Source organism: Gammaproteobacteria bacterium (assembly GCA_034522055.1).
Lineage (GTDB): Bacteria > Pseudomonadota > Gammaproteobacteria > JAABTG01 > JAABTG01 > JAABTG01.
Genome location: JAXHLS010000002.1, coordinates 3,050,477 through 3,075,437, shown reverse-complemented (window position 1 = coordinate 3,075,437; position 24,961 = coordinate 3,050,477). Strand labels below are relative to the sequence as shown.

26 protein-coding genes, 3 tRNA genes and 2 pseudogenes are annotated in these 24,961 nt (G+C 63.6%); 16 read left to right on the top strand and 15 right to left on the bottom strand.

Annotated elements, in window-relative coordinates; translation table 11 throughout:
• Positions 1-5: 5 nt before the first annotated feature.
• From U5S82_14880 to merC, 3 genes are all read right to left on the bottom strand, one after another.
• Complete coding sequence (locus tag U5S82_14880) at positions 6-467, bottom strand: MerR family transcriptional regulator (protein ID MDZ7752899.1); 462 nt, start codon at positions 465-467, stop codon at positions 6-8.
• Between the two features lie 64 nt (positions 468-531).
• Positions 532-1,929: a mercury(II) reductase gene (gene merA / locus U5S82_14875; protein MDZ7752898.1), complete on the bottom strand. Its 1,398-nt coding sequence runs from the start codon at positions 1,927-1,929 to the stop codon at positions 532-534.
• Positions 1,926-2,360 carry an organomercurial transporter MerC gene (gene merC / locus U5S82_14870; protein ID MDZ7752897.1) on the bottom strand — a complete coding sequence of 145 codons (435 nt, stop codon included), beginning with the start codon at positions 2,358-2,360 and terminating at the stop codon, positions 1,926-1,928. Before merC ends, merA begins: the two co-directional genes overlap by 4 nt.
• A gap of 195 nt (positions 2,361-2,555) precedes the next feature.
• Between merC and U5S82_14865 the strand changes: the two genes are divergently transcribed.
• The 3 genes from U5S82_14865 to U5S82_14855 all read left to right on the top strand — a co-directional run bounded on the left by U5S82_14865 (position 2,556) and on the right by U5S82_14855 (position 4,317).
• A complete protein-coding gene (locus U5S82_14865) occupies positions 2,556-2,861 on the top strand; it encodes a heavy-metal-associated domain-containing protein (GenBank protein MDZ7752896.1) in 306 nt (101 codons plus the stop codon).
• A gap of 86 nt (positions 2,862-2,947) precedes the next feature.
• The gene (locus U5S82_14860) at positions 2,948-3,823 is read left to right on the top strand and encodes a transporter (GenBank protein ID MDZ7752895.1); all 876 of its coding nucleotides are present in this window, start codon (positions 2,948-2,950) and stop codon (positions 3,821-3,823) included.
• Between the two features lie 47 nt (positions 3,824-3,870).
• Positions 3,871-4,317: a heavy metal-responsive transcriptional regulator gene (locus tag U5S82_14855; protein ID MDZ7752894.1), complete on the top strand. Its 447-nt coding sequence runs from the start codon at positions 3,871-3,873 to the stop codon at positions 4,315-4,317.
• A 64-nt stretch (positions 4,318-4,381) separates the two neighbouring features.
• On the opposite strand, the gene U5S82_14850 is transcribed toward U5S82_14855, so the two are convergent.
• The 4 genes from U5S82_14850 to U5S82_14835 form a co-directional block, all read right to left on the bottom strand.
• Positions 4,382-4,702 carry a type II toxin-antitoxin system RelE/ParE family toxin gene (locus U5S82_14850; protein ID MDZ7752893.1) on the bottom strand — a complete coding sequence of 107 codons (321 nt, stop codon included), beginning with the start codon at positions 4,700-4,702 and terminating at the stop codon, positions 4,382-4,384.
• Positions 4,690-4,947 carry a type II toxin-antitoxin system Phd/YefM family antitoxin gene (locus U5S82_14845; GenBank protein ID MDZ7752892.1) on the bottom strand — a complete coding sequence of 86 codons (258 nt, stop codon included), beginning with the start codon at positions 4,945-4,947 and terminating at the stop codon, positions 4,690-4,692. The genes U5S82_14850 and U5S82_14845 overlap by 13 nt, the downstream gene beginning before the upstream one ends.
• Before the next feature lie 238 nt (positions 4,948-5,185).
• A tRNA-Lys gene (locus U5S82_14840) sits at positions 5,186-5,261 on the bottom strand.
• 141 nt (positions 5,262-5,402) lie between these two features.
• The gene (locus tag U5S82_14835) at positions 5,403-8,171 is read right to left on the bottom strand and encodes a bifunctional acetate--CoA ligase family protein/GNAT family N-acetyltransferase (GenBank protein MDZ7752891.1); all 2,769 of its coding nucleotides are present in this window, start codon (positions 8,169-8,171) and stop codon (positions 5,403-5,405) included.
• A 174-nt stretch (positions 8,172-8,345) separates the two neighbouring features.
• Between U5S82_14835 and U5S82_14830 the strand changes: the two are divergent.
• From U5S82_14830 to U5S82_14790, 9 genes and pseudogenes are all read left to right on the top strand, one after another.
• Positions 8,346-9,260, top strand: a pseudogene (locus tag U5S82_14830) (histone deacetylase family protein).
• Between the two features lie 745 nt (positions 9,261-10,005).
• Complete coding sequence (locus tag U5S82_14825) at positions 10,006-10,509, top strand: hypothetical protein (GenBank protein ID MDZ7752890.1); 504 nt, start codon at positions 10,006-10,008, stop codon at positions 10,507-10,509.
• A 358-nt stretch (positions 10,510-10,867) separates the two neighbouring features.
• Positions 10,868-11,038 carry a hypothetical protein gene (locus tag U5S82_14820; protein MDZ7752889.1) on the top strand — a complete coding sequence of 57 codons (171 nt, stop codon included), beginning with the start codon at positions 10,868-10,870 and terminating at the stop codon, positions 11,036-11,038.
• Positions 11,038-11,283 carry a hypothetical protein gene (locus U5S82_14815; protein ID MDZ7752888.1) on the top strand — a complete coding sequence of 82 codons (246 nt, stop codon included), beginning with the start codon at positions 11,038-11,040 and terminating at the stop codon, positions 11,281-11,283. The genes U5S82_14820 and U5S82_14815 overlap by 1 nt, the downstream gene beginning before the upstream one ends.
• On the top strand, positions 11,280-11,618 hold the full coding sequence (locus U5S82_14810) for a hypothetical protein (GenBank protein ID MDZ7752887.1): 339 nt from the start codon (positions 11,280-11,282) through the stop codon (positions 11,616-11,618). The genes U5S82_14815 and U5S82_14810 overlap by 4 nt, the downstream gene beginning before the upstream one ends.
• Before the next feature lie 958 nt (positions 11,619-12,576).
• The gene (locus tag U5S82_14805; GenBank protein MDZ7752886.1) at positions 12,577-12,933 is read left to right on the top strand and encodes a hypothetical protein; all 357 of its coding nucleotides are present in this window, start codon (positions 12,577-12,579) and stop codon (positions 12,931-12,933) included.
• On the top strand, positions 12,900-13,628 hold the full coding sequence (locus tag U5S82_14800; protein ID MDZ7752885.1) for a hypothetical protein: 729 nt from the start codon (positions 12,900-12,902) through the stop codon (positions 13,626-13,628). Before U5S82_14805 ends, U5S82_14800 begins: the two co-directional genes overlap by 34 nt.
• A 437-nt stretch (positions 13,629-14,065) precedes the next feature.
• Positions 14,066-14,326 carry a DUF1441 family protein gene (locus tag U5S82_14795; protein ID MDZ7752884.1) on the top strand — a complete coding sequence of 87 codons (261 nt, stop codon included), beginning with the start codon at positions 14,066-14,068 and terminating at the stop codon, positions 14,324-14,326.
• Between the two features lie 364 nt (positions 14,327-14,690).
• Complete coding sequence (locus tag U5S82_14790) at positions 14,691-14,906, top strand: hypothetical protein (protein MDZ7752883.1); 216 nt, start codon at positions 14,691-14,693, stop codon at positions 14,904-14,906.
• A gap of 313 nt (positions 14,907-15,219) precedes the next feature.
• Here U5S82_14790 and U5S82_14785 read toward each other — a convergent pair whose 3' ends face one another.
• The 4 genes from U5S82_14785 to U5S82_14770 are packed head-to-tail and all read right to left on the bottom strand — an operon-like array spanning position 15,220 to position 17,066.
• Positions 15,220-16,038 carry a hypothetical protein gene (locus tag U5S82_14785; protein ID MDZ7752882.1) on the bottom strand — a complete coding sequence of 273 codons (819 nt, stop codon included), beginning with the start codon at positions 16,036-16,038 and terminating at the stop codon, positions 15,220-15,222.
• Entirely contained in the window at positions 15,959-16,459 is a 501-nt protein-coding gene (locus U5S82_14780) for a transposase family protein (GenBank protein ID MDZ7752881.1), read from the bottom strand. Before U5S82_14780 ends, U5S82_14785 begins: the two co-directional genes overlap by 80 nt.
• Before the next feature lie 54 nt (positions 16,460-16,513).
• Positions 16,514-16,759 carry a DUF4338 domain-containing protein gene (locus U5S82_14775; protein ID MDZ7752880.1) on the bottom strand — a complete coding sequence of 82 codons (246 nt, stop codon included), beginning with the start codon at positions 16,757-16,759 and terminating at the stop codon, positions 16,514-16,516.
• Positions 16,760-16,808: 49 nt separating this feature from the next.
• Complete coding sequence (locus U5S82_14770; GenBank protein MDZ7752879.1) at positions 16,809-17,066, bottom strand: DUF4338 domain-containing protein; 258 nt, start codon at positions 17,064-17,066, stop codon at positions 16,809-16,811.
• 401 nt (positions 17,067-17,467) lie between these two features.
• On the opposite strand from U5S82_14770, the gene U5S82_14765 reads away from it, so the two are divergent.
• The 3 genes from U5S82_14765 to U5S82_14755 all read left to right on the top strand — a co-directional run bounded on the left by U5S82_14765 (position 17,468) and on the right by U5S82_14755 (position 20,036).
• Positions 17,468-17,761: a hypothetical protein gene (locus tag U5S82_14765; protein ID MDZ7752878.1), complete on the top strand. Its 294-nt coding sequence runs from the start codon at positions 17,468-17,470 to the stop codon at positions 17,759-17,761.
• Positions 17,762-19,541: 1,780 nt separating this feature from the next.
• Complete coding sequence (locus tag U5S82_14760) at positions 19,542-19,745, top strand: hypothetical protein (protein ID MDZ7752877.1); 204 nt, start codon at positions 19,542-19,544, stop codon at positions 19,743-19,745.
• Positions 19,746-19,778: 33 nt separating this feature from the next.
• Entirely contained in the window at positions 19,779-20,036 is a 258-nt protein-coding gene (locus U5S82_14755) for a hypothetical protein (GenBank protein ID MDZ7752876.1), read from the top strand.
• A 109-nt stretch (positions 20,037-20,145) separates the two neighbouring features.
• On the opposite strand, the gene U5S82_14750 is transcribed toward U5S82_14755, so the two are convergent.
• From U5S82_14750 to U5S82_14740, 3 genes are all read right to left on the bottom strand, one after another.
• Complete coding sequence (locus tag U5S82_14750) at positions 20,146-20,793, bottom strand: DUF6680 family protein (GenBank protein ID MDZ7752875.1); 648 nt, start codon at positions 20,791-20,793, stop codon at positions 20,146-20,148.
• Between the two features lie 193 nt (positions 20,794-20,986).
• Positions 20,987-21,062 (bottom strand) — tRNA-His (locus U5S82_14745).
• Between the two features lie 480 nt (positions 21,063-21,542).
• Positions 21,543-21,619, bottom strand: a tRNA-Pro gene (locus U5S82_14740).
• A gap of 163 nt (positions 21,620-21,782) precedes the next feature.
• Between U5S82_14740 and folD the strand changes: the two genes are divergently transcribed.
• A complete protein-coding gene (gene folD / locus U5S82_14735; GenBank protein ID MDZ7752874.1) occupies positions 21,783-22,652 on the top strand; it encodes a bifunctional methylenetetrahydrofolate dehydrogenase/methenyltetrahydrofolate cyclohydrolase FolD in 870 nt (289 codons plus the stop codon).
• Positions 22,653-23,471: 819 nt separating this feature from the next.
• On the opposite strand, the pseudogene U5S82_14730 reads toward folD, so the two are convergent.
• Positions 23,472-24,906 (bottom strand): annotated as a pseudogene (locus U5S82_14730) (DALR domain-containing protein).
• Positions 24,907-24,961: the final 55 nt, after the last annotated feature.

Below are 24,961 nucleotides of genomic sequence, written 5' to 3'. Positions count from 1 at the left end.
GGCGGTTAGCCTCTCTGGCCCTCGTTCTGGCCCTCGTTCCGGCCCTTGTCCTGGCCGAGGCTGGCGATGATGGCGCAACGTCCCTGCCGAGACGCATGGTCCCGGCAGGCCACGATCAATGCAGTCAGCTCATGGGCCATGGCACCGAGATCGTCCATGCGCCGGCGAATGGCCTCGAGCTTGTGCTCCGCCATGAGGCGCGCCTCGTTGCAGTCACCGTCATTCAGGGACAGCAGCTCCGCGATTTCCCGGAGATTGAATCCCAGCTCCTGGGCGCGCTTGATGAAGCGGATACGCTCCACGGCATCTGGCGGATAGCGACGGTAGCCACGGGCGGGCTTCACGGGTGCGATGATGAGGCCGATGCGCTGATAGTAGCGGACTGTCTCCACGTTGACGCCCGCCACCGCGGCGAGGCGCCCGATGGTAAGCCCTGGTTCCGCCCGCCCGGCCGCCTTCGTATTCACCTTACTGCCCCCTTGCCGAACACATATTCTCCGGGCGCCATTCTGGGCCACCCGGGAGGCCCCGTCACCCGGCACAGCAGGAGAGTCGGGCCACGTCCCGGGAAAAGGTCTGGGCGCAGAGCTTGAGGCCCTCCACCATGGTGAGATAGGGAAACATCTGATCGGCCAGCTCCGGGATGGTCATGCGGTTGCGGATGGCCAGCACGGCCGTCTGGATGATCTCGCCACCCTCGTGCGCCAATACCTGACAACCCAGGATGCGGCCGCTGTCCTTTTCTGCCACCAGCTTGATGAAGCCACGGGCGTCGAAGTTGGCCAGCGCCCGCGGCACGTTCTCCACATGGAGGCTGCGACTGTCGGCCGCGATCCCTTGCGCCTTCGCCTGTGCCTCGGTGAGGCCCACCGTGGCCACCTGTGGATCGGTGAACACCACCGCCGGCATGGCAGTCAGGTCCAGGGCGACATCTTCGCCGGTCATGTTGCGCGCCGCCCGCGTGCCGGCGGCTGCCGCCACATAGACGTACTGAGGCCGGTCGGTACAGTCGCCGGCGGCATAGATGTGCTCGACGTTGGTACGCATGTGGTCGTCGACGACGATGTTGCCGGCCCGGGTGGTGGCGACGCCCGCGTTTTCCAATCCCAGCGTGTCTGCATTGGATCGCCGTCCGGTGGCGACCAGCAACCGATCGCCGTGGATCTCGCCCGCGGCGGTACGCACCACGAAGCCCTTGCCATCATGGTGTATGCTCTCGGGTACCGTGTGCAGCGCGATCGCCATGCCTTCCCCTTCCAGCACCGTCTTCAGGCCTGCACCGAGGTCAGCGTCCTCCCTCGACAACAGGGTACTGCGTGCCAGCACCGTGACTCGCGCGCCCAGCCGGCGGAAGGCCTGCGCCAGTTCCAACGCGACCACGGAGCCGCCCAGCACCATGAGGTGCTCCGGGATCGCTTCGGCCACCAGGGCTTCTGTCGATGTCCAGTAGGGCGTCGCGGTTAGACCCTTGATGGCGGGTATCGCCGGGCGCGCGCCGGCCGCCAGCAGGATGCGATCGGGGCGCAGGATCTGTTCAGTACCATCGGCCCCGCGAACGATCAGGGTAGCGGGATCTTGGAAACGCGCCATACCGCGCAGCAGCTCGATGGCCGGATTGGATTCCAGAATTCTCTCGTACTTGGCGATGCGCAATCTCTCGACGAGCCGTTGTTGCTGGCCCACCATGGCGCGACGGTCGATGACCGGCGTGGTGCGGGGGATGCCATCAAAGGCGTGATGAGTCTGCATCTCGGCGATCTGGGCGCCGCGGATCATCACTTTGGACGGTACACAGCCGACGTTGACGCAGGTACCACCTATCAACTCCCCGCCCTCGACAAGGGTGACGCGCGCAGCCCGATCCGCGGCCTCGATGGCGGCAGCGAAGGCGGCTGAGCCGCTGCCCACGATGGCGATGTGCAGGCTCATGGTCTCACCACTGCGGAACCACAATCCCGCGGGCCGCAACGGTGATGGGCGGGGGCCACGAAGTCCCACACAGCCACCCCCAGCATCAGTATCAACCCGGCATACAGGGTCCAGGTGCTCCAACCATAACGGAACCATGGGTAAAGGCTCAGCAGCACCACCGCCGGGCCCACCATGCCGAGCACACTGCGATGCCATTGGCGGTGGCCGAGCCAACCCAGGCCGTTGGCGGCCAGAGCCAGCCAGGCGAACAGCGGCAGCAAGGTATTGATGAACAGGCTCTCCCATTGCGCCAGGAATCCCAGGCCCGGGGCCGCGCCGATACTGGCCAGGGCCGGAAAGCACATGGCGCAGCCCATGGTGGAGACGATGGCGCCGAGGGCGCCCGTCTTGTAGCCCAAGCGGGCGAGCCAGATCATCATGGCATGCATGGATTGCTCCCGGTGGAAGGTTTATGTCTCAGTTCGTCATGCAAGGCTAAACGACGTACCCGCGTACGGAGTCAAGACCGAACCGCCGCCCCGGTGAGCGGCCCGCCGATACAGCCATCGGAGCTTGACCTGGAGTCGGCTCCAGGGGATACCCTGCTCTTCAAACCCCAACGGCAATATTCCATGAAGAGCCTCATGATTAGATCCCTCATCATCAGATCCATCATCGCCGCCGCCCTGGTGGGGCTGGCCATCGCGGCAGCGGCCGCCGGCACACGCTACGAGCTGCGGGTGGACGGTCTGGCCTGTCCTTTTTGCGTCTACGGCATCGAGAGAAAGCTGCAGGAAATCGACGGCGTGGAGCAGGTGGATGTCGATCTGAGCCAGGGCCGTGTGACCCTGCAGGTGCGTGACGGCGTGGAGATCGCGGAATCACAGATGAAGACCGTGATCCAAGAGGCGGGCTTTACTTATCGCGGCATGACGAAACATCCACAATGAAGGCCGAACACCGACAGCTGAGAGCCAGTGGAGTGACCATGGCCGCTTGCCACTCACGGCGATGGCGCCCGGGCCCCAGCCTTGCCTTGGCGCTGTCTTGCTCGCTGGCCTGGAGCAATTCCCCTCAGGCCGCACCCATCACCTTCAACACCGCCCTGCCCGTCGCCCGAGGGGTGTTCATGGCCCGCGAGCAATTGGTCGTCCATCGGTCTGGTGAGGACCCCAGTGAGGCCCAACGGGAGCGCACCGAGGTCGCCGCCATCAGCGTGCTGGGTTACGGCATCACAAATCGGTGGGCGCTGTTCGGCGAACTCGCCTACCGGGACATCGATCTGGACCGGACCACGGACGGGCAACGGATCTCCCGCAGCACCAGCGGCTTCGGTGACCTTTCCCTCCTCGCGCGCCATACCGCCTATCGGCATGATCGGCTCGGGCAAACCCTGCGCGTCGCGCCCTTCGCCGGGATCAAGGCGCCCACGGGCGAGCATGACGACCGTGATTCCCATGGCCGGCTGCCGGCCAGTGTGCAGGCGGGCACCGGTTCGTGGGACTATTTCGGCGGCATCGTCATGACCTACCAGACCCTGAGATACCAGATGGATGGGCAGATCGCTTATCGGGAGAACACGGTGGCCGACGACTTCGAGGCCGGGGATGTCTGGCGCCTGGATGGATCTTTGCAATATCGCTTGCATCCTTTGGAGCTTGCCGGTGGCGTACCGGCCTTCATCTACGGCGTCCTGGAGGCCAACCTGGTCCATGAGGGCAGGAACCGTATCGATGGCCGCAGGGACCCGGACTCGGGCGGTACACGGTTCTTCCTCACACCGGGGCTTCAATACGTCGGCCGACGGTGGCTCCTGGAGGGGGCGCTGCAGGTGCCGGTAGCACAGAACCTCAACGGCGGCGCCCTGGAGACCGACTACCTCCTTCGCGCCGGTGTCAGGTTCAATTTCTGAGCGTCGGGATCTGTGCGTGAAGGACACGGACATGGGATGGGAAGAACATGAAGACATCCGCGTCACCCAGAGATGGCCATCATCGTATAGGCAGGGTGTCCCGCTCGACAGGCCTATCCGTGGATACCCTGCGCTACTACGAACGCATCGGCCTGTTGCCGACGGTGATGCGCACTTCTTCCGGTATCCGTACTTACACGGACGAAGACATCGCACGCCTCAGATTCATCCGGCGGGCCCAGGGCATGGGCTTCAGCCTCGCAGAGATCGGGACCCTCCTGAAGATGCGGGACGACCCCCAAAATGCCCGCAGCAGCGTCCGGGCCATCACCGCCGCAAAGCTGGAAGAAGTCGAAACCCGCCTGCAGGAGCTGACGACCCTGCGCGACGAGCTGCGACAGCTCGTTGAGAGCTGCCATGGAACCGACAAGGGTTGCCCCATCATCGACGCCATCGGCCAGAACGATCCAAAGGTTCGGTGCCGCCGCCAATGACAACACCAGCGTCGCCTCGTAGAGCGAAACAGGACCGACGGCGGGCGACGCGGCTTGTCGGGCTTTACTTTTTCGGGAGCCTGCCACGAGCAGCAAGAACAGAACGGCGAAGCAACTGTTCGCCTCGCATGACATAAAGAATATAGGCGCGCGAATCCTCTTCCCGATAAAAGATGCGGCATGGAGGCTCGACGATTTGTCTGTAACGCCACCCCTTGAGTTCCTGGGGCTTGGAGCCGCTCTTGGGGTGATCAGCGAGCTGATCTACGTGGCGAAAGACGCTTTGAACCAAGGTTCTTGCTGCGTCTGGGTTATCCAGAGCAATATAGTCCGCAATGGCATCCAGATCGCTAAGTGCGGGCTCGGTCCAAATTATTTCAGCCATCGATCCATGCGCTTCCTTGCCTGCGCATGGGTGAGGGTTCGCCCATCCTCGATGGCTTTCTCCCCTCGTGCGATCCCCTCAAGCAGTCTCATCCTATGTTGCATTGCTTCGTATGTTTCGACATCCACCAGGTAGGCGCTCGGAACGCCATGCTGCGTGATAAGAATGGGCTCCCTGCTCCTTTCAAGTTCGGAAAGCAGTTCGGTGGCCTGACGCTTTAGAGTTGTGACGAGTTCAGTTCTCATGAAGTGATACTATAGTGGCACTTCCTCCCCGGCAAGCCCTGATTCAGCTTTGCGCGGCGACGGCGGCTACCCGGTGCCCTCTGGTGAATACAAAGGCCGGGCAGGATTGGACCTTGACTCCTACGCGCTGGCGAATGTGGGTCCTTCCTGTCGGACTATTGCCGGAGCGTTAGTAGATAATCTGGTAGATTATTCTTGATAGTGATATAAGGTTATTCTTGCAACTTATTGATTTTATTGGTGGGCCGTGAAGGATTCGAACCTTCGACCTACTGATTAAGAGTCAGCTGCTCTACCAACTGAGCTAACGGCCCTTCGAGATTGAGCTTTCCTCGCCATCCGTGGCGCTGCCTCATGATGCCCCGGCCCGGTGACAGGGCCGGTGTTCCGGCACCGGCGTGAAGCGCGCAAGTATATAGAAAAACGCCCCCGCTTTTAAATAGGCGGGTGACGATTCACTGCGCGGGCTCCTCTGGAGTGGGGGCGGGTCGCGGGTCGCCCAGGGCCTTGTGCAGCAATACCACGTCGTCTTCGTAGTTCACCTCGGCCTTGAATCCACGCTTCTTGAAGGCCTCCAGCATGCGCCGGTTCTGGGGGTCCGTCTCCGCCATTACCCGCTGCACGCCCCATTTGGCCGCCAGTTCCAGGCAGTAGTCCAGCAGCATGCCGCCTATCTTGCGCTGCTGCCACGGGTCCGAGACCAGCACGGCGAATTCGGCCGTCTCATGGTCTGCGTCCGCCAGCAGTTGGGCGATGCCGGCCATCTCGGGACCGTCCTCCAGGACCACCTCGGCGACGATGGAGATCTGGCGTTCGTGGTCGATGACGCAGTGTTCCACCGCCATGCGGTGGGAGGTCTGGCGGAACACGGAGCGGAAGCGAAAGCGGATGGACTCGGTGGAGGAACTGGCCACCAGCCCATGCCACATGGGCTCGTCCTCGGCGCGTACCGAACGCAGGGTGACGGGGGTGCCGTCGGCGGCACGGCCGTGGCGGACGAAGTCTTCGGGATAGGGCCGGATGGCGAGGTGGGGGAAGGCCTCGGCGTCAGACCCTGCGCGGGCCGCGTCCAGCACCATGAAGGCATCCAGGGCCACCACGCCGTCGCTGGTGCAGCGCAGGGGGTTGACGTCGAACTGGTCTATCTCGGGGTAATCCGCGATGAGCCGGGAAAAGCGGATGATGACCTCGACGAGACGGTCCACGTCCACCGGCGGCCGGCCGCGATAACCCTGGAGCAGGGGCCAGGCGCGCAGGGACTCCAGCATCTGCCGCACCAGGCGCTCGTTCAGGGGCGGCAGTCCGAGAGCGCGGTCGTTGTGGACGTTGGTGGCCACGCCGCCCATGCCCACCATGATCACGGCGCCGAAGGTGGGGTCCTTCTTGGCCCCCAGGATCAACTCCACCCCCTCCAGGGCCACCATGGGCTGCACGCACACGCCGTGGATATCCACGTCACCGCAGTGGCGGTGGGTATCCTCCAGAATCCGGTGGTAGGCCTTGCGCACCGCCTGCTCGTCGGGCAGGTCCAGGGCCACGCCGCCCACATCCACCTTGTGGGGGATCTGGGGCGACATGACCTTCAACACCACCGGGAAGCCCACCCGGGTCGCGGCCCGCACCGCCTCGTCGGCGGAGGCCACCATGCAGGTGGGGCACACCGGGATGCCGTAGGCCTGGAGGAAGGCCATGGCGTGCCCGGCCATGGAGGGCCGCCGTCCCGCCAGCAGGGGTTCGAGGCGCCGGCGCAGCTTGCGGCGGTTGAGGTCGAAGGGCACGGGTACGTCCCTGGGGGTCTGGTAGAGGGCCTCCAGGTTGCGCGCGTAGGAGACCAGGTGCATGAAGGCCCTGACGGCCTGCTCGGGCGTCTTGTGGGTGGGCAGGCCAGCCTCGTTGAGCACCTGGACCCCCTGGCGCACCCGCGCCCCGCCCATCCACGCCGCCAGCACCGGTTTGGCGGCCCGGCGGGCCTTGTCCACCACCACGCGGGCGGTGGCCAGGGGGTCGTTGCCCGATTGCACGGAGAAGACCACCAGCACGGCATCCACGTTGTGGTCCGCCAGCAACAACCCCAGGGCCGTGCCATAGCGCTCCGGGGGCGCGCCGTCCAGGATGTCCACCGGGTTGCGGTGACGGGCGGCGGGGGGCAGCAGATCCCGCAGCCCCGCCTCCGTGGCCTCCTCCAGTGCGGCCATCTCGCCGCCCCGACTGAGCAGGGCATCGCTGGCGATGATGGCCGAGCCGCCGGCGTTGCTGAGGATACCGAGGCGCGCCCCTCGGGGCAGGCGCTGGGAGGCCAGCACCTCGGCCACGTCGAAGATGTCGTCCAGCTCGTAGGCCCGCACCACGCCGCAGCGCCGGAAGGCCGCCTCGAACACCGCATCCTCGCCCACCATGTCGCCGGTGTGGGAGGCCACGGCATCCACGGTCTCGGCGTAGTGGCCCGCCTTGTACACCACGATAGGCTTGGTCATGGCGAAGGCCCGCGCCGCCGACATGAAACGCCGGGCATGGGTGAGGCTCTGCAGGTAGACGATGATGGCCTGGGTCTTGGGGTCGTTGCCGCACCAGTCGATGAGATCGCCGAAGCCGATGTCGAGGCGGTTGCCGGTGGAGACGAAGGCGGAGAAGCCGATGCCCTCCTCGGTGGCCCAGTCGATGACCGAGTTGCACAGGGCGCGGGATTCGGAGATGAAGGCCAGATGGCCCGCCTTGGGCATGGTGACGGCATGGCTGGCGTTGAGGCCAATAGTGGGCAGGATGACCCCGAGGGAATTGGGCCCGAGGATGCGCATGCCAACATGGCGCTGGCGGATGGCCTCCAGCTCGTCTTCCAGGGCGGCCCCGTCCCTACCCGTTTCGCGAAAGCCCCCCGACAGTACCAACACCCCCTTGATGCCCCGGGCACCGCAGGCCTCGACGATGGCGGGGACCTCCACCGCCGGATTGCAGATGACGGCCAGGTCCGGCACCTTCGGCAACTGCCGGACATCGGCGTAGGTGGCGACCCCGTGCAGGGCCTCGCGGGTGGGGTGGATGGGGAAAATCACGCCGTCGAAGGCGCCGCCCATGAGGTTGGCCTGGACCGCTGCGCCGAGATTGCCCGGCCGGTCCTCGGCCCCGAACAGGGCGATGCGGCGCGGCCGAAAGATCTTGTCCAGGTTCTTGACAGGAATAAGCCTGTCTCCCCTTGTCGGGCGCCGGTGCACGCCCCTGCCGGCCACGATTCAACTACGTAATTTACGAGTTTAGTCGTCTTCGTGCCCGGGGGTGGACCATCGGATGACAAACTCGGCACCCGGGAAAGAACGACGTCAGGCACAGGACGATTCCGGGCGCCCGTTCCTTACAGTAACCTGGCTTTATCATCTTCGCTCGCCACCGGGGTCCCCGCCGTCATGACCATGGCCATCGTCACCCACCCCAGCTGCCGTCTCCACGACATGGGTGACGACCACCCGGAGCAACCGGCCCGCCTCGGCGCCATCCATGACGCCCTCCTGGCCTCGGGCCTCGACTTCACCGTGCGCCATGTGGATGCCCCCACCGTCACCCGGGAACAGCTGCTGCGGGTCCACGACCCGGAATACCTGGACCTCATAGAGGCCGTCAGCCCCACCACCGGCCTCAAGCCCCTGGACGACGACACCCTCATGAACCCCCACAGCCTGGAGGCCGCGCGCCACGCCGGCGCGGTCATCAAGGCGGTGGACCTGGTGATGAACGACGATATCGACAAGGTATTCTGCAACGTGCGCCCGCGCCACCATGCCGGGCACGATCACGCGGGGTTCTGCATTTACAACAACGTCGCCGCGGGCTGCCTGTGCCCTGGATGCCTACGGCCTTGAGCGCATCGCCATCGTCGATTTCGACGTGCACCACGGCAACGGCACCCAGGACATCTTCGAGGGTGATCCCCGGGTGCTCTTCTGTTCCTCCTTCCAGCACCCCTACTACCCCTTCAGCGGCGACGAGGCCACCGCCGACAACGTCATCAACATCCCCCTGCCCGCCGGCACCGGCGGCGAGGACTTCCGCCGCGCCGTGGAGGCCCGGTGGCCTGCGCCCTGGATGCCTTCCGGCCGCAGCTGGTGATGCTGTCCGCCGGCTTCGATGCCCACGCCGCCGACCCCATGGCCCAGTTCAGGCTGCGGGAGGCCGACTTCGCGTGGATCACGGACCAGGCCCGGGAGCTGGCCCTGCGCCATGCGGGCGGCCGGGTGGTCTCGGTACTCGAGGGCGGCTACGACCTGCCGGCCCTCGGCCGCAGCGTGGCCGCCCACCTGGACAGCCTGTTGGGGTTCAAATAGCGCTGCCGAAACGAAGGACGCCCTCGGAAGACCTGCGCTTCCCGGGCCAAGGCGGCATTCCGCGCCCAACCACCGAAGAAGCGACGTCATTGTGGCGCAAGCCGCAATCGAGGAGAAGGCCCCGGGCGGCGTTCCGGGATACCGGCTTACGCCGGCATGACGGGCGACCGGCTAAGCCCGGGGTTTCGCAATGCATCCTCTGGGCGAGACGCAAAGAGGCCGTGCAGTCGCCTGCACGGCCCTTCCTTTTCAATTAATGATGGGGTGAGCGAGGGGATTCGAACCCCGACCACTGGAGCCACAATCCCGACTCGCGCCTATTTCCGCTGCTTACTCGGTTTTCCTACGCTTTACTTTTTCTTTACGCCACAGGCATTTAGCGGCTACTATCTATGCAGTGGTGGTGACAGAATTTACCCGAATTTGCCGCCGTTTGCTTACTAGGTGCTTATTCGGCGATTACTCAGGAACCGAGGAAAACCCCGACATGGCCCGCATTTCCAAGCGACTCGTGGACGCTACTTCCCTGGAGAAAAGGCCCTCTTCGTCTGGGACGAAGACTTAAAGGGCTTCGGTATCGTGGTGCAGAAATCCGGCGTCAAGAGCTACGTCTTTCAGTACAGGACCGCCGAGGGACGCACCCGGCGAAAGACCATCGGCAAGCATGGGGAGGCCATGACCCCGGACCAGGCCCGCAAGGAGGCAAAAAAGCTCGGCTATCCAAGTGGCGGGCGGTATCGACCCCATGGAAGAGAAGCGTTCCCTTCGGGAGTCCCTGACCGTGAACGATCTCCTAGACGCGTATCTGAAGGGCGGCAAGTTCGCGGAGAAGGCCCAGAGTACCCGGGACATTGACGAGGGCCGCATCAAGCGCCATATCCGCCCGACCCTCGGCACCAAGTACCTGCACAAGCTGAGGGCCGAAGACGTGCGCCGCGCCTTCGCTGAAATCCGGGATGGCAAGACCGCCGCAAGCGGCCCCTCCGACAAGCCCCGGGGGCGCATCCGGGTGAAGGGCGGGGAAGGCACCGCAGCCGCAACCGTGCGGCTACTCAAGGCGATCTTTTCCTGGGGCGTGTCCGAGGGCTACATGGAGGCCAACCCGGCCGCCACTGTCAGTGTGCAGGGCACAGGCACCCGAGACGCCACCCTGAAGACCGCAGAAGATATGCCCGACTGTTTAAGGCCCTTGACCGCATGGAGGAGGAGCACCGGATCCGACGGCCCGCCGCCGACGCCATTAGGCTGATCGCACTGACCGGCGCTCGCCGAGGGGAAATTGTCGGCCTGCGGTGGCGCCATGTCGATCTACAGCAAGGCGTGATCACCCTGCCGTGGAAGGAGCACAAGAGCGGGGAAGCGCACCGGCCGGCCGCGGGTGATCGGACTCCCGACGGCGGCACAGGCAATCATCAAGCGACAGCCCGAAGGCGAGTCAGAAGACCTCGTGTTCAAGGCGGCCCGGGGCAAGGGGCCTAGTTCCCTTTCTCAGATGTTTCGGGATGTCCGGGCGGAGGCTGGATTCCCGGAGGGGATTGTCCTGCACAGCTTACCGGCACTCGCTCGGGAGCTGGCTTGCCATCTCGGGAGCGGAGTCCGCGCAGATCATGGAGGCCCTGGGGCACCGCCAGCTATCCACCGTGGCGCGCTATCTCCACTGGCATCAGGACGCCCGGGCGGAGCTGGCAGAACGCGCGTCTAGTCATATCAGTGCGGCGCTGGAAGGCAAGAAGGCGGCCGCCGACGTGGTGCCCATCAAGAATGGTGAGGTGGGCTGATGGCTAAGTCCGACGGAAAGGCACGTTTCAGTGAACGACTCAAGGCCATCGAGGAAACCTATCTACACGGGACGGAAATCAACTATGAAAACCTGTGGCGCTTCATTCAACAGGCGGTCGCACTACCGCGGCCCGAAACCCGCCCGGAAGGTATGTCGGATGAGGTGTGGAACTGGTATCAGGAACAGCCGTGGGGAGGCGACCCCGATCCCGAATCAACACCGAGTGGCGGGTTTTTTCCTTGATCGAACTGCTGGAGGCCGCAAAGCGGGGCGAGGATCTAAACGTCGCCGTGAACCAAATTCGTGGAGTGAACAAGGATCTCATCCAAGAAATTCCACCCCGACCGGGCCACCATCGACACGCCTGCATTCGGGATCGTAATGGCCTATGTCGAAGGAGAGATCGCGCGGGCGGAGGCGATGAAGGAATTCGGGAGCGCGTCATGCCCGCTTCGCCCAGGCAGATCGGCCGGTGGATTGACGCCATCGAGCCGCGGGCGGAGAAGTCTGCTCAGGCGTTCGCAATGATGGAGAAGGATCCGCTTGTCACCAAATACCCGCCGCCGCGAGAAGAATGAAGAAGGACATTTTTTGCTATGGAATTTTGTCCAGTTAAAACAATGAGCTGGTCAGTAACCGCCGGCTATCGTGACCCCTCAGGCATCGGCAACTCGGAGACACAGATGGCCGTATCGGAATACCTAACCCGCGCGGAGGCCGCCGAATACCTCCAGGCCCGTGGCGTCCACCGCACTCGGGCGACGCTGGCGAAGTTGGCCGTCAGCGGCACCGGCCCCACCTTCCCGAGTTCGGCGCCGGCCGCGGTGCGCGCGCCCTCTATACCCCTGAGGACCTCGATCGATGGATTCGATGATCAGATGTCGGCACCGGCCGCAACGACATCGGGCACGACGAGATCGGCGTCTACCAAGCCGCAGCCGGGAGGGGGTGATCCATGGCCCAGACGCGACGACGCCCGGCGGGTGGGCCGGGCGTCTGGGTCGACACATCGAGCGGACAGCTCGGCATTGATGATACTGCCGAAGACGCCGAGCAGTCTACCGACCTACACGACCCCACGAGCGGGATGGAGCGCGCCCGACCCGTGGTGCGACTGACTGAGCCTCGCCGAGTCAGTGGACGCAGCTTGCAGCCTCCTCCGAGGGTCCGCGGCACCTGTATACGTGAGGGGCGGCCTGCTGGTCCGCCCGGTGCCGCCACATGGCATCACAGGATGGCACCGGGATCAACCCGTCGGGCCGGCGCCGTGCACCTTGGCGACTGTAGATCCTGCATGGCTACGGCTTGAACTGGATCGGCGGGCCACATGGCAACGATGGGACGTGCGTTCGCATGACTGGCGAGACACAGCTCCACCGGCCGATATATCCGCCACCCTTTGCGTCGCGCCTGATGTGGGCGACTGGCCTACCCTGCGAGGCGTGGTGCAGCACCCCATCGTAGACCGCGGGGCGAGTCGTAGCCGCGCCCGGGTATGACCGCGGTACCGGACTACTCGATAGACATCGACGAGGGATGGCCCATCCCGCGTCGGCCGACCGCGCCGCCGCCGTCCAGGCAGTGGCCACCCTCGCTGACCTCATCCGACACTTCCCATTTGGGGGAGACGCAGACCGGGCTGTTGCGCTGTCCCTGCTGGTGACGGCCATCGCACGGCAGACCTTGCCGACGGCACCCATGCACGCCATAGATGCACCCGAGCCCGGTACCGGCAAGTCCCTGCTGGTCGATGTGGCCGCACTGCTGGCGACCGGCCAGCGTGCTCCGGTGCTGGACTATGGGCGCGACGAGGCCGAAGCAGCTAAGCGGCTGGACGGTGCGCTACTGGCGGGAGATAGATGGTCACCATCGATAACATCGAGCGGCCGCTAGAGGGTGCCACCCTGTGCCAGATACTCACGCAGACCCATCGACGTGTCCGGCCCCTGGGGACGTCCACGCTCGCGACAGTCCCATGCACCATGACACTGGCCGCCACCGGCAACAACCTGGTCTTACGCGGAGATATTGTGCGCCGGGCGCTGGTGTGCCGGTTCGATGCCGGGACCGAACGACCGGAACTGAGGGTGATCGATCAGGACCTCATAGCGGAGGTGCGGGACCGTCGTCGGGACCTGGTAGGCGCCATCGTTACGCTGCTGGTGGCCCACGCCGATGCGGGGTATCCGTCTCAGCTGTCGCCGTTGGGTGGCTATGCCGAATGGTCCCGCACCGTCCGCGCCGCCCTGGTCTGGGCCGGGACTGCCGATCCGGTTGATGCGATGAACAGGACGCGGGACGCCGATCCGTCGCGACAGGATACCGCCGCGCTATTCAGGGCTTGGCATGAGCACTTGGGGACGCAGCCGGCCCGTGCGGCTGACCTCATATCGGCCGCCGAGACGGTGCCGCCGTTGGCGGACGCGCTGGCCGCGGTGTCACCCCGCGGAGTAGCCACCGGCCGCAGCCTGGGTTACTGGCTGAGGGCGCACCGGGACCGCCGCGCCGGGGGGCTGGTTCTCACGCAAGGGAACCTACAACGAGGAGCACCCACGTGGGTAGTGGCCCCCGAGCAGTGGTGGACATAAGGACATGGGTGGACATAGCTACACGCAGGGGAAAAGTGTCAGTGAATATAGGTGACACGTGGGAGATGAGCCGGAAAATGCCAACCCATGTCCACCATGTCCACCATGTCCACCTGCCCAGCATGTGACGGCGAGGGGTGCGGATACTGCGAGGCTACCCCATGAAGACGAGTGAGCGGAGGCCACCCCCGTGAATAATAACCCTTTGGGTCCTGTGGTTATACCCTCAACCAACGGGGCATTGCGGCGGCGGTCGAGACTGGTGTGCGGGGTTGAAAAGTTGAATTGAATTCAAGAGGTTACGGCATGACGGGACCAAAACACGGTGGCGCAAGGCCTGGCGCCGGCCGGCCGCGAGGCACGAAAAGCACAGTTCGGCAGATCGCTACTACGAGGCACGCAGCCTCAAGGAAGAAAGTTTAAGCCGGCTGCGGCACATGGAGGCCATGGAGAAAGCGGGCACCTTGGTTCCCATTGCCGACTTCGAGATGGTCCTTGCCGAACATGCCAGACAGGTGATTATGGTCCTGGACACCTTGCCGGATGTGCTGGAACGCGATGCAGGCATATCCCCTGCGGCGGTGGAACGGTGCCAGCAAGTGATCGACGGCCTGCGCCAAGAGCTAAGCGAGCGCTTGGCGAAGGTCGCGGACCAACGGAAAGCCGCCGAGGCCGAGGGCGGGCCGCGACGCCAGTGACCACCGAGAGATCTCCGCACAGGCCACCGCCGCCATCGCGCGGGCCGAGGCATTGTCGGCACGCGATAACGCGCTACACGTTCTTGTGACCCTGCTCGACCGGGTGGCAGCCTGACCACATGGCGCCATGCGTCCCTGGTGGCGCTGGAGCTACGTCGATCGGTGGCATGGCAACGTATTCAAGCAGGCCACCGTGAGCCCCGAGACGCACGAGAGACGGCCTTAACTGCCTGCCTGCGGGCGGGGTGCCCCGAGACACAGCGGAAGCTTTACCCCCTGCTGGTGGATATTCGCTGTGACTGACCGCCACGGTCAGTGATTCACGGATACGCTTTCACCATCCACCATCAAAAGGTTCACGAGCATGACCGACTACATACCTGGCACCCCCCAGTTCCGCGAGAACGAGAGACTGAAGGCTGCACTGACCGCCGCCGCTGGCCGCCGTTTGGATACGGAGTTGGATGCATACCGGCCTTCCGGCCGTCGCCAGGACGGGCTTGAAGCGTTGGCCCACAGTCTCGGCCACATCTTCGGGCTTCGGGTGGATGAACCGCAGGTCCCGAGGCACTCGCCGTGATAGTCCGGCAGGCGCGAGCTTTCGTGATGGCAGCCATGAATGCAGCCCTGGAGTTGGAGGGCCGGCAGATGCCGCCGGGAGCATCCGCCCGAATGGTGGTGCAGGCCGCCTACAACGTCGCACTTCCCGTCCCTGCTGGAGGAAACGCTACGTGGCGTGACTGCCGCCGAGGCCGCCCCAAACGAACACCTTGCGGCCATGGCGGCGCTCACCGTGGACAACCCGGTGAAGGATTGCAGGATCGCCAGCTACAGCCGTGCCGGCCTGGAGGGTGTGCCGGAGCCGGGTACTGACAGCGATGCGCTGTACCATTTTATGCAGCCAATCGTAACGGCCGAGGGAGTGCAGGCCACGGCAAATTTGTTCTCACCCTGCCGCTCGAGCCGAACCGAGTGAGTTGTCGGTCAGGCGCAGGTAGTCGAGGATCCTTCGAGAGCTGGAGGCAAGTTGGCGCATCATTTGCGCGATCGACTGGCGGGGTTTCTGGAACGACTTCAAGATCCCCACCGCGAAGCGGCGCAGGCGCGTGACGTTCTCCGGGCCATAACCGGTGCGTATGCGGCTGCGATCCTCGTCGTAATTCCAGTCGATGATGTAGTGGGTGCTCTCGATGCGCCAGTGTTCGCGATTGATTCGCGAGCAGGCGCTCGGGCGATGCCTGCTGTGGCGAACGGCTGGTGATGCCGAGGGCGATTTCGCAGCTGCGCTTTGCGGTTTTCTTGATGAGCACCTCGCGCTCGATCAGAAAGACCTGTCCGACATGGGGGAAATCGAGGTAGCCGTTCAGTGCCGTGCTCGCCCAGATCCGCCGCGTCTCGATCCGCCCATGCGCCAGGGTGGGTGGCTCGGCGAAGTCTGGCGCGCCGGGCCGCTCGAAGTGCAGCGCGATGTCGTTTGCGAGGGTGGGCTGATTGCCTTTGACCGTGAAGTGGTAGTGCGCTTGGCGCTCGACGATGTACGCGGCGAGTGCGCGTTGTGTCAGGAGCGCATCGGCGGTGATGTCGCGGCCCGCAATCTCGCATTGCGCGAGCAGCGGGATCGCCATGCCGATTTCATTGGTCCGTTTGAGCGCGTCGCTTCCCGTTACCGGCAGCGAGCCGACTTTTTTGGGTGTAGCAGTGTCCGGACTCATGGCCAACGACGCTCATGATATGCGTTTGTTCTCCGACTTCATTGATGGCGTTCTTCATCGTCTTGCCATCGATGGCCAGCGCCTCCTCCTTGGCCGCCCAGGCCTGGTTCCAGGCATCGAGCGCCCATTCGAGCGCGCCCGGTTCGATGCGCACCAGACAGTCACGGATCACGTACTCGCTGGGCACCTCGGAATGGACCTTGCCGTTGACGCGGGTGCGGCGGCAGCCGAAGCGGGATCGTGCGCCCTGGCCAAGCCCTTTGGCCCAATCGGCCATGGCCTTGTAGCCGCGCATGCCACACAGGCTTGCGCCGGCCGCGAGCGCCAACACCACTGGCAGGCGATGACGGCGCCCGTGGGCACGGCGTGGATCGGGGATTCGAGGCAAAACAGCGAGGCAGCGAGTACATTTGTTCGGCATTGAGTTGCATCTTGGGGACTCCAGCAAGGCCCAGGTGGGCACGATCGGGATGGTTCAGGCGAGCCGGGACATTGCGGCACAGCGGCCGCACGAATACCCGTTTGGGGCACAGGCCTCGGTCGAGTAGCCCTCGCGCGTACGTCGGAAGCCGCGCGTCAGCCCGAGTTCAAGCCAGTTCGCGGCGCGGTAGACACCGCCATGGAAGCGGCGCGGATCGACAAATGTTTCGAGCAACAGCAGCGGATGCCCGAACTGGCACTGCCAATCGGCACCGATGCGCCGCTCCAGCAGCGACAGCACCTTCGAGCCCACATTCGGCCAGCGGCCTTCAGGCAGGATCAGAAAGCGGCTATCGTTCAGCGACCAGCTTGAGCCGGTCGTACTGAAGCCGGAAGTCCCAGCCGATCCAGCGATCCCGCACGCCACATTTGAGCGCCGCCGCTGAGACGCTGAGCAGCGCGACCCATTGCTCGCGCCAGGTTGCCACGTACCACAGCGTCTCGCCGATCTCGGCAGATCGCCCAGGTAGCGGTGCCGGGCCATCTGCGCTTGATAGCGCGCCTGTTCGCTGCGCGTGACCGGGCGAAGGATCAGTTCGGACAGGCATTGGCCTTGGAAAATCGTTGATGAGTTCATGCGCCCGTTATACCGGGCTTTTTCGGTCTTGTCCAGCGGTAGAGGCTAAGTTATTGGCTTCACCCAAGAAACTTGGGAGGACAAATTCGCCTGGAGTGCAGGCGCATTCCGTTTTCGGTCGGATCCTGTGGAGTGAACAGGCCATCGTCAACGATGACCGGGGTTATGTTTCGGCGGCGCTGGCCTCGGTGGGTGTCGTCGTCCCTGAGGAAGCAGGATGCAGATACTCTGTAGCCTGCTGGAATCCAACCCTGTCCTTTCGGACGGCCGTACCTTGTTCAACGCCACTGACGGCAACCTGGCGGACCCCGGCGGGCCCCGAGCCGGATCACACTTAACGCTGCCCGCAGTGCTTTACGCCACGCGCTGACTGTGGGTGGAGAGAAGTCCGACGCCAAGGCGGCAACCCTGCTGGTGCCTGCCGAGCTTGAGAGCACCTTCTACCAGGTTATGGACGAGCTGCCGGATGAGCATCGATTGCAGGTTATCGCGACGAGCTACCTCACCGACCCTGCGGCCTGGTATTTGCTGGCGGCACCGGGCCAGCACCCGGTTATTGCACGGACCCGGCTGGAAAATTCCGACTTCTCGGCAACGTCTTTGTCTGGCCTTGGCCCGGCCGCATTCGCGGACGCCAGCGGCAAGCGCTTTGAATTTCCCGGGTGAGTTTCGATCGTGGGCCACAGCGTCGGCTTTGCGGCGGTCGGGCGCACCGGGATTTACAAGAACGCAGGCGCCTAAAGAAATCGGCGCGCACGCCGAAAGGCGGGCCACAAGCCCGCGCCTCCTCGGGAACGGTCTGGCCCACCGTGTGCGCAAACGGGCCACCTAACATGAAGCCATTTGACGAGCTTGTGGCCATTGTCCGGGAGCTGCAACCGGACCTGGCCGACCGCTTTATTGAAGCTGTCACAAGCCGGCTGGCCGGCTCCCACGTCTACATTCCGCAACGCCCAAGGCTGACCCGCACCGAGGCCCAAGGCCACAGCAAAGACGCCCACCGCCTGACCAAGGCCGAGGCACTGCGACGAGTGTCACCCCCACGGGCACCCGGCCGCTGCGGTAAACCGCCCGGTATGACGATTCCCGAGAAGTTATGCCTCGCGCCTTCCCTTCACTCGTCAATTATTCTTGATATCCGCCGGACGCCACCTTTGCCGCCAGATCCGGCCGTTCCCGGTCGAGCTGGTCCATGCGCTCGACCGTGCCCGCGGTTGGTCTTGCTGGCCTTGGCTTTGGCGGTGCTTCCGGCGTAGGCGTTCTGTTTGGTGCTACCGCGGAGTAGTGGTAGCGCCGAGAAGCCCGCTCACCTTTTCGCGGGTTGCTTGTCTCGTGCTGCGCTTTCGCCTTCTCGGCCCTTGCCGCGTTCGCTTCGGCCTGGAAGCGCCGCTGTTCGGCTTGCCTAGCCGCTGTTCACCCTGTCTGGCGCACTGATATCGCCACCGGCCTATAGGCGCCCGACCGGCCGAGGCTGCACGGCGCATGGCCGCCGAAGTCCGGGAGCGTGCGCAGCAGCCGTGCACGCACCCCGACCGCCTATCCGCACAGGCCACCGCCGCCGCTGGCCGCCGCGGAGGCGCCCTCCGCAGTCACGAGGACTTCCAGCTACCGCCCTGTTGGGCTATCAACGCCTGACCCCTGCCCACGTCCTGCAACGCGCTGTGAGGTGCTTGAATGAACTGCATGGGGAGATCGTCGGAGTAAACGCCATAGGGCCGTAGGCATGTCCTCTCGGACTTCTGGAGAATGCAAATATTCATGCTAGACTTCTAAGCTCCAACATACCCCCAAGAAAGCTACAAGGAAGATGTCGATGGCTGAGATTTCCCGACCGAAGCGAGCTGCGCCAAAGAAGTCCTCGACGAAGGAACCTTCCAAGCGCACACAGAAATCACGGATCCAATTCAAGTATATATTGCTGAGGACTATCAGCCTCTATATGTAAATGGAGCGCATGGCGGTATTTCCCAAAAGGGAGAAATAGTGGTTAATTTCTTTATGGAACGGCACGGGATTCCTTACTCTTTGACCCAAGAAATTGAAAAGGATGGCACGTTGGGAAAAGAGGTAGAACGCGCACCAGCGGCTGACAATCTTTTAATGGTTCGATATGTTCCAACTGGCGTGATTCTGAGTCTCAACGCAGCCAAGCTTATACACACGTGGCTGGGAAGCCATATGGCAAACTTTAGAGAGCCTGGAGAAGACGGATGCTTCACGCGATTAGGAGAGCAAATACCACACGCTCGGGTGGCCATTACTATCCGAGCGCCTACAGTGCAGATGGAGCGGTGACCAGAGAGACTGAAGATATCTCTATAAGTAGCCATGGAAGCGTGCTAGTAGGCTATTTTAATACCACGCCATCGCGCGCGCCTCGCATGAGCTCTGAAGCATACATTAACCACCTCGTTACTCGCCCACTCGAAGAAAGCTGCAAGTATTCGTGAAAGTTGAGGACGGCGACTACTATCGCTTCTCGCCACGGACTGGAAAGATATATGGGTACGGCGAAAACCATAATGAGGCGGTCGAGGCGCTGAAAGATCAAATAGAATCTGTATACGAAGATTTAATGGAGGATGATCTCTTTACCAACGACTGGTTGGTTGTAAAGGAATATTTAAAGGGAATAGTTGTAGATGAATAATGCGCAATATAATGCTAAACAAATAAAAGATAAATGTTCGAACAAGCTGTCGATACAATTTTGAAGCAAAGAAGGAATATAATGGCTGGTATTATATTGGCGAGCTTAGAGCCGCCCAGACTTACCGTACCTAAGGGTCGAAAAAGAATAGGTATCGGCCTTTACAAAAGTATGGCCAATCAACTCTGTTTAACTGCCAAAGAGTTTGACGATCTGCTTTCTTGTTCGTTGTCAGCCGAAGCGTATGATCAAAAGCTTCGTGAGCAAAAACAATTTAACGAAACGGACTAATTTCTGGCCAAAACGCAACTAGCGTCGGGGATGTAATAGTTGGCCTAGTATTTTATTCATTCGTTTTGAGTTGTTTCCCGCCTCGATGTCGGCGTAATACGTGCATCATCTAGTCCCCGTCTTCCTGGGACAAGAGGGCATCCGAAACGTCTACCGAGAACTTCCGTTGACCGTCTATTACCTCCGCCATAAGACGGTTGAGTTTTCTCTGTTCTTCCGTCGCCTCTTCGTCATAGGGAAATCTCTCAACATCCATTTTCAAGGCCGAATTTCCATATAGGAGTTGCAGTAGTCCTCTGCGAAGCAGTTGGTTCTCCGTTTCTTGCGTTGAGTGCGCTCTCGGAGAGTAGATCCCTTTCTTGATATCCACTAAGTCGAAGTCATAATTTAGCCCCTGCCCCATCTCCACAAGCAAGGTGGCTAATAGGTCATTCGTTTTGTTTGACCAGACAGTCTGTTCCGTCTCGTTGCCGTTCTCGGGAAAGGTTCCGAGATGATCAAGATACGCGCGCCAAGCTTGTCTTGTTCTCTTAAATTCCTTTTCCCTGAACTCCAAGTCAATCAGGTTTAAGGCTTGAACATGCTCAGCTGACACACCGGCTGCTCTGGTGGCCATAAGCGTCTTGTAGATTTGAACTTTCCGCCTGTTGTCATCACGCCTTAGTTCAAGAAACTTCTCCACCTGAACGGCCAGTATGGGGCCGATGACTATAGCGGCAATAACAAGAACGTCATTGAGGGTCAGCGTCGTGTCCATTGTTTATACGCTATAGCAAGGACGTCATGGCCACGCTCACCTCCAGGGGTGCGCCGATTCCGATCCGCACTTGGTTTCCCTTCACCCTGAGGCCCGGCCCCGTGCCGGGCTTTTTTGTGCCCAGCGACTGCTTACTAGGCGCTTATTTGGCGTTCGGCGCGAATCGGGAAATCACCGCAACTTACTGCTTTTATGGGGTGAGCGAGGGGATTCGAACCCCCGACCACTGGAGCCACAATCCAGGGCTCTACCAACTGAGCTACGCCCACCATCGAACCTGTGACAATACTGGCGCCATGATAATGGCGCGCCCGGCAGGATTCGAACCTGCGACCCACGGCTTAGCTTACCACTACGCCTTTCGACGCCCCCCAGGGGCTTTGTGGTCCCAGGGGGTTTGTGGTCTGGACTATCTCTTCGCCCTCTCAGGCGCCGCACGTATAGTCTCTACGGATCCCCCCTATGCCGCCAGGGGTTTCCTCGGGATTGCCATCGGCACGACCCGTTAAGGTTTCCCCGATACGGTGCGGTCCACTCTGCGGGTTCCTGTTCCCCGCAGAGGCTCCTCGTTTGTGCGCTGTCGCGCACGCCACAAAAGGCCGTTGCTCTATCCGACTGAGCTACGGGCGCAAAATCCGGGGCGTCCGGCACCTTCACGAGGCACCCGGCGCCCCATGGGCCATCCCGGGGCCGGCATCGCGCCGCGGTGGGCGACTCGGCTTCGGGCCAGGCCCGGCCGACGGGCCTGATGGTCGGGGTAGAGGGATTCGAACCCCCGACTCCCTGCTCCCAAAGCAGGTGCGCTACCAGACTGCGCCATACCCCGGGGGAACCGTTTCAAGCAAGCGCGCAATGATCAGCCCCGCGGGTTTCGGCCGTCAATCAAGCCGCGGCCTTGCCCGGCGCCGCTACCGCAACGGCGCCACCGGCCGCGACGATACCCCGTGCCGCTGGTGGAACGGACCGGGTCATGCGAGAATTTGCCGCCCATGAAAGCCATGATAATCGACGGCAAGCAAGTTGCGGGAAACATCCGGCGGGAGATCCGGGACCGCATCGAGCAGCGCACCGCCGGAGGCCGTCCGCCCCCGGCCTGGCGGTGGTGCTGGTGGGCACCGACGCCGCCTCCGAGATCTACGTGCGCAACAAGCGCCGGGCCTGTGAAGGGTGGGGTGTTCTCCAAGTCCTACGACCTGGCGGCGGATACGCCGGAAGACGAACTCCTCGCCCTCATCGACGACCTCAACGCCGACGGCGCCATCAACGGCATCCTGGTGCAACTGCCCCTGCCTGGCCATATCGATCCGGAAACCGTCATCGAGCGCATCCATCCCGACAAGGACGTGGACGGTTTCCACCCCTACAACGTCGGCCGCCTGGCCCTGCGCCTGCCCCGCCTGCGGCCCTGCACCCCCCACGGAATCATGACCCTGCTGCGCTACGCCAACCAGCCCTTCAAGGGCCAGCACGCGGTGGTGGTGGGCGCTTCCAATATCGTCGGCCGCCCCATGGCCCTGGAACTGCTGCTGGCGGGAGCCACCGTCACCGTATGCCACCGCTTCACCGATAACCTGGCAGACCTGGTGGGCCAGGCGGACATCCTGGTGTCGGCCACCGGCAAGCGGGGCCTCATCGAGGGCACGTGGATCAAGCCGGGCGCGGTGGTCATCGACGTGGGCATCAACCGCCTCGACGACGGCCGCCTGGTGGGCGACGTGGATTTCGACGCCGCCCGGGAACGGGCCTCCTGGATCACCCCGGTGCCCGGCGGCGTGGGCCCCATGACCATGGCCATGCTGCTGGAGAACACCCTCTACGCCGCCGAGCTGGCGGGGGCCGCGGAGGCCGTGGCTGGCTGAAGCGAGGCCCTGTAATAACCCCCATTGCCGGCCCGCGGATCACGACGCTGCTGCTGATTTCCGATTGCCGTTATCTCCAAGAAGGGCAGATCCCATGAGTGGCCTTACCATACCGACCGATTCGGTCCTGCGCCGGCATTTCGAACAGCACGCGGCCGCCCGTGGTTTTCCGCCACCACCCCGAGGACTCCGTACTGCGGCGCCATTATCCGCAGGCCTTGAACGCGGCGGTCCGTCACCTGCCCCCGCCCCGGCGTCCGCCGCCAAGGCGCCCCCCGCCGAAGCGCCCCTCACCCGCGCCTGCGGCGGCACCGCCCCCGGCAAAAGGCACCGGAACCCCCGGCAGCACAGAGCCAGGGCAGCAGCGCCATCCGCCACCAGCGAGCCGCGGGCCACCACCAACGAGCCCCAGGGCTGGTTCGCCCGCCTGATGAGCAAACTCTTCGGCGGCTGACAGGCCGTGTCGAGCGCGTAGCTTGGGGTCTTGAGGAGCTGGAGAGGCAGGGAGAGATGGTTGGCGATTGGGAAATGGGAAATGGGAAATGGGAAATGGGAAATGGGAAATGGGAAATGGGAAATGGGAAATGGGAAATGGGAAATGGGAAATGGGAAATGGGAAATGGGAAATGCAAGAGTGTAGCTTGACCTGGCGCGTCTGCTAGCAACGTTTTTTTGTTTTTGCTTTTGTCTTTGCTTTTGTCTTTGTCTTTGTTTGTTTTTTTTCTTAACTTTTTCCTTTCCCTTTTCCCTTTTCCCTTGTTCGACGTTTGAGCCTGGAAAGCCCTGTCCCTGAGCACATGCGCTCGGCGCGGCCTCGTGCCCGCGGCGCGGCGGCGTGCCGTCGGGGGAGTCCTCCAGGGCGATGCCTTCGTCCACCAGCAGGTCGCGGATGCGGTCGGCCTCGGCGAAGTCGGCGATGGCAGGCCTCCATGCGTTCCGCAGCAGGCGGTCCACTCCTCGTCGCTCAACCCGAGTTGCCGGCCCGGCGGCACCCTTCGAGAAATGCCTGGGGTAACGCTGGAGCGGCCGAAGACGGCCGCGGCGGCGCAGGTACGGGCGGGCGAGGCGGTCGCTGCCGGCCTGCTGGGCACGGTTCACGGCCCTGGGCAGGTCGAAGAGCGCCCCGCCAGGGCCTCGGTGCTGAAGTCGTCCTCCATGGCGGCGCTGAAGCGGGCCGCGAGGTCGGGGTCCAGGGGGCCGTCGGCGCCGTCGTCGGGGACATCCCAGGGCGGTGTAGAGGCGTTCCAGGGCCGCCCGGGCGTTGTCCAGGTGAGTCTCGCCGTAGTTCAGGGGGCTGCGGTAGTGGCTGGTGAGGATGAAGTAGCGGATCGCCCTCGCCGGGATAGTCGGCAGTCCCCGCACGGTGAAGAAGTTGCCGAGGGACTTGGACATCTTCTCGTCCGCCACGCGCACGAAGCCGTTGTGATCCACAGGTTGACGAAGGGCTCGCCGGTGGCGCCCTCGGACTGGGCGATACGTTCTCAGCTGATGCGGGCAGCACGTGCAGATCGCATGCCCGCCGCCGTGGATGTCGAAGTGCGTCGCCGAGGCGGCCGGGTCGACATCGCCGAGCGCTCGATGCGCCCGCCGGGACGCCCCTCGCCCCAGGGGCGAAGGCCAGGCGGGCTCTGCCGGCCTCTGGCGGCCTTCCAGCAGCGCGAAGTCCAGCCGTCGTCACCTGCCCTCGTCGACACCTCCGGCGACGCGGCTGGCGCGGCCCGCTTCCAGGTCCTCGGGCTTGCGGTGCGAGAGCCGGCCGTACCCGTCGAAGCGGCTCCACGCCGGTCGACGACGTCGCCGTTGGCAGCCGCGTCGGCGTCGCCTGTCTCGGCCGAGCGCCCGGACCATGGCGACGATGCTCCTCCAGGTGGCCGGTGGCCCGGGGCACCTTCGGTCCGGCGGTCGGCACGGCCAGGAGCGCGCCCATCGTCCTCGTCGCATGCGCGGCGATGAAGCGCTCCGTCAGGGCGGTGACGGCCTCCCCGTTCTCGGCGGCGCGCTTGATGATCTTGTCGTCGATGTCCGTCACGTCGCGTCGGAGGTGGCGCTCGTAGCCCTCGTGGCGCGAGGAGAGCCAGCGCCGCCGCGTCTGGGAACACCACGCATCGCCCGGGCCGTGGCCCGGGCTGCGCAGGTCACGTCGTACGACGGTCATGCGGCGGCACAGCGACGTGCAGCTGCGGCCGCCCGGGCCGGGCTCGATGGGTTCCAGGGGCTCTTCGTGGCGGGTGAGGGTATTGTGGATGTGCAGCATGGGGGCTCGACATGGGGTGGCGAAGGGGCCGCCATTTTCCCGCCCGGCGCCGCCA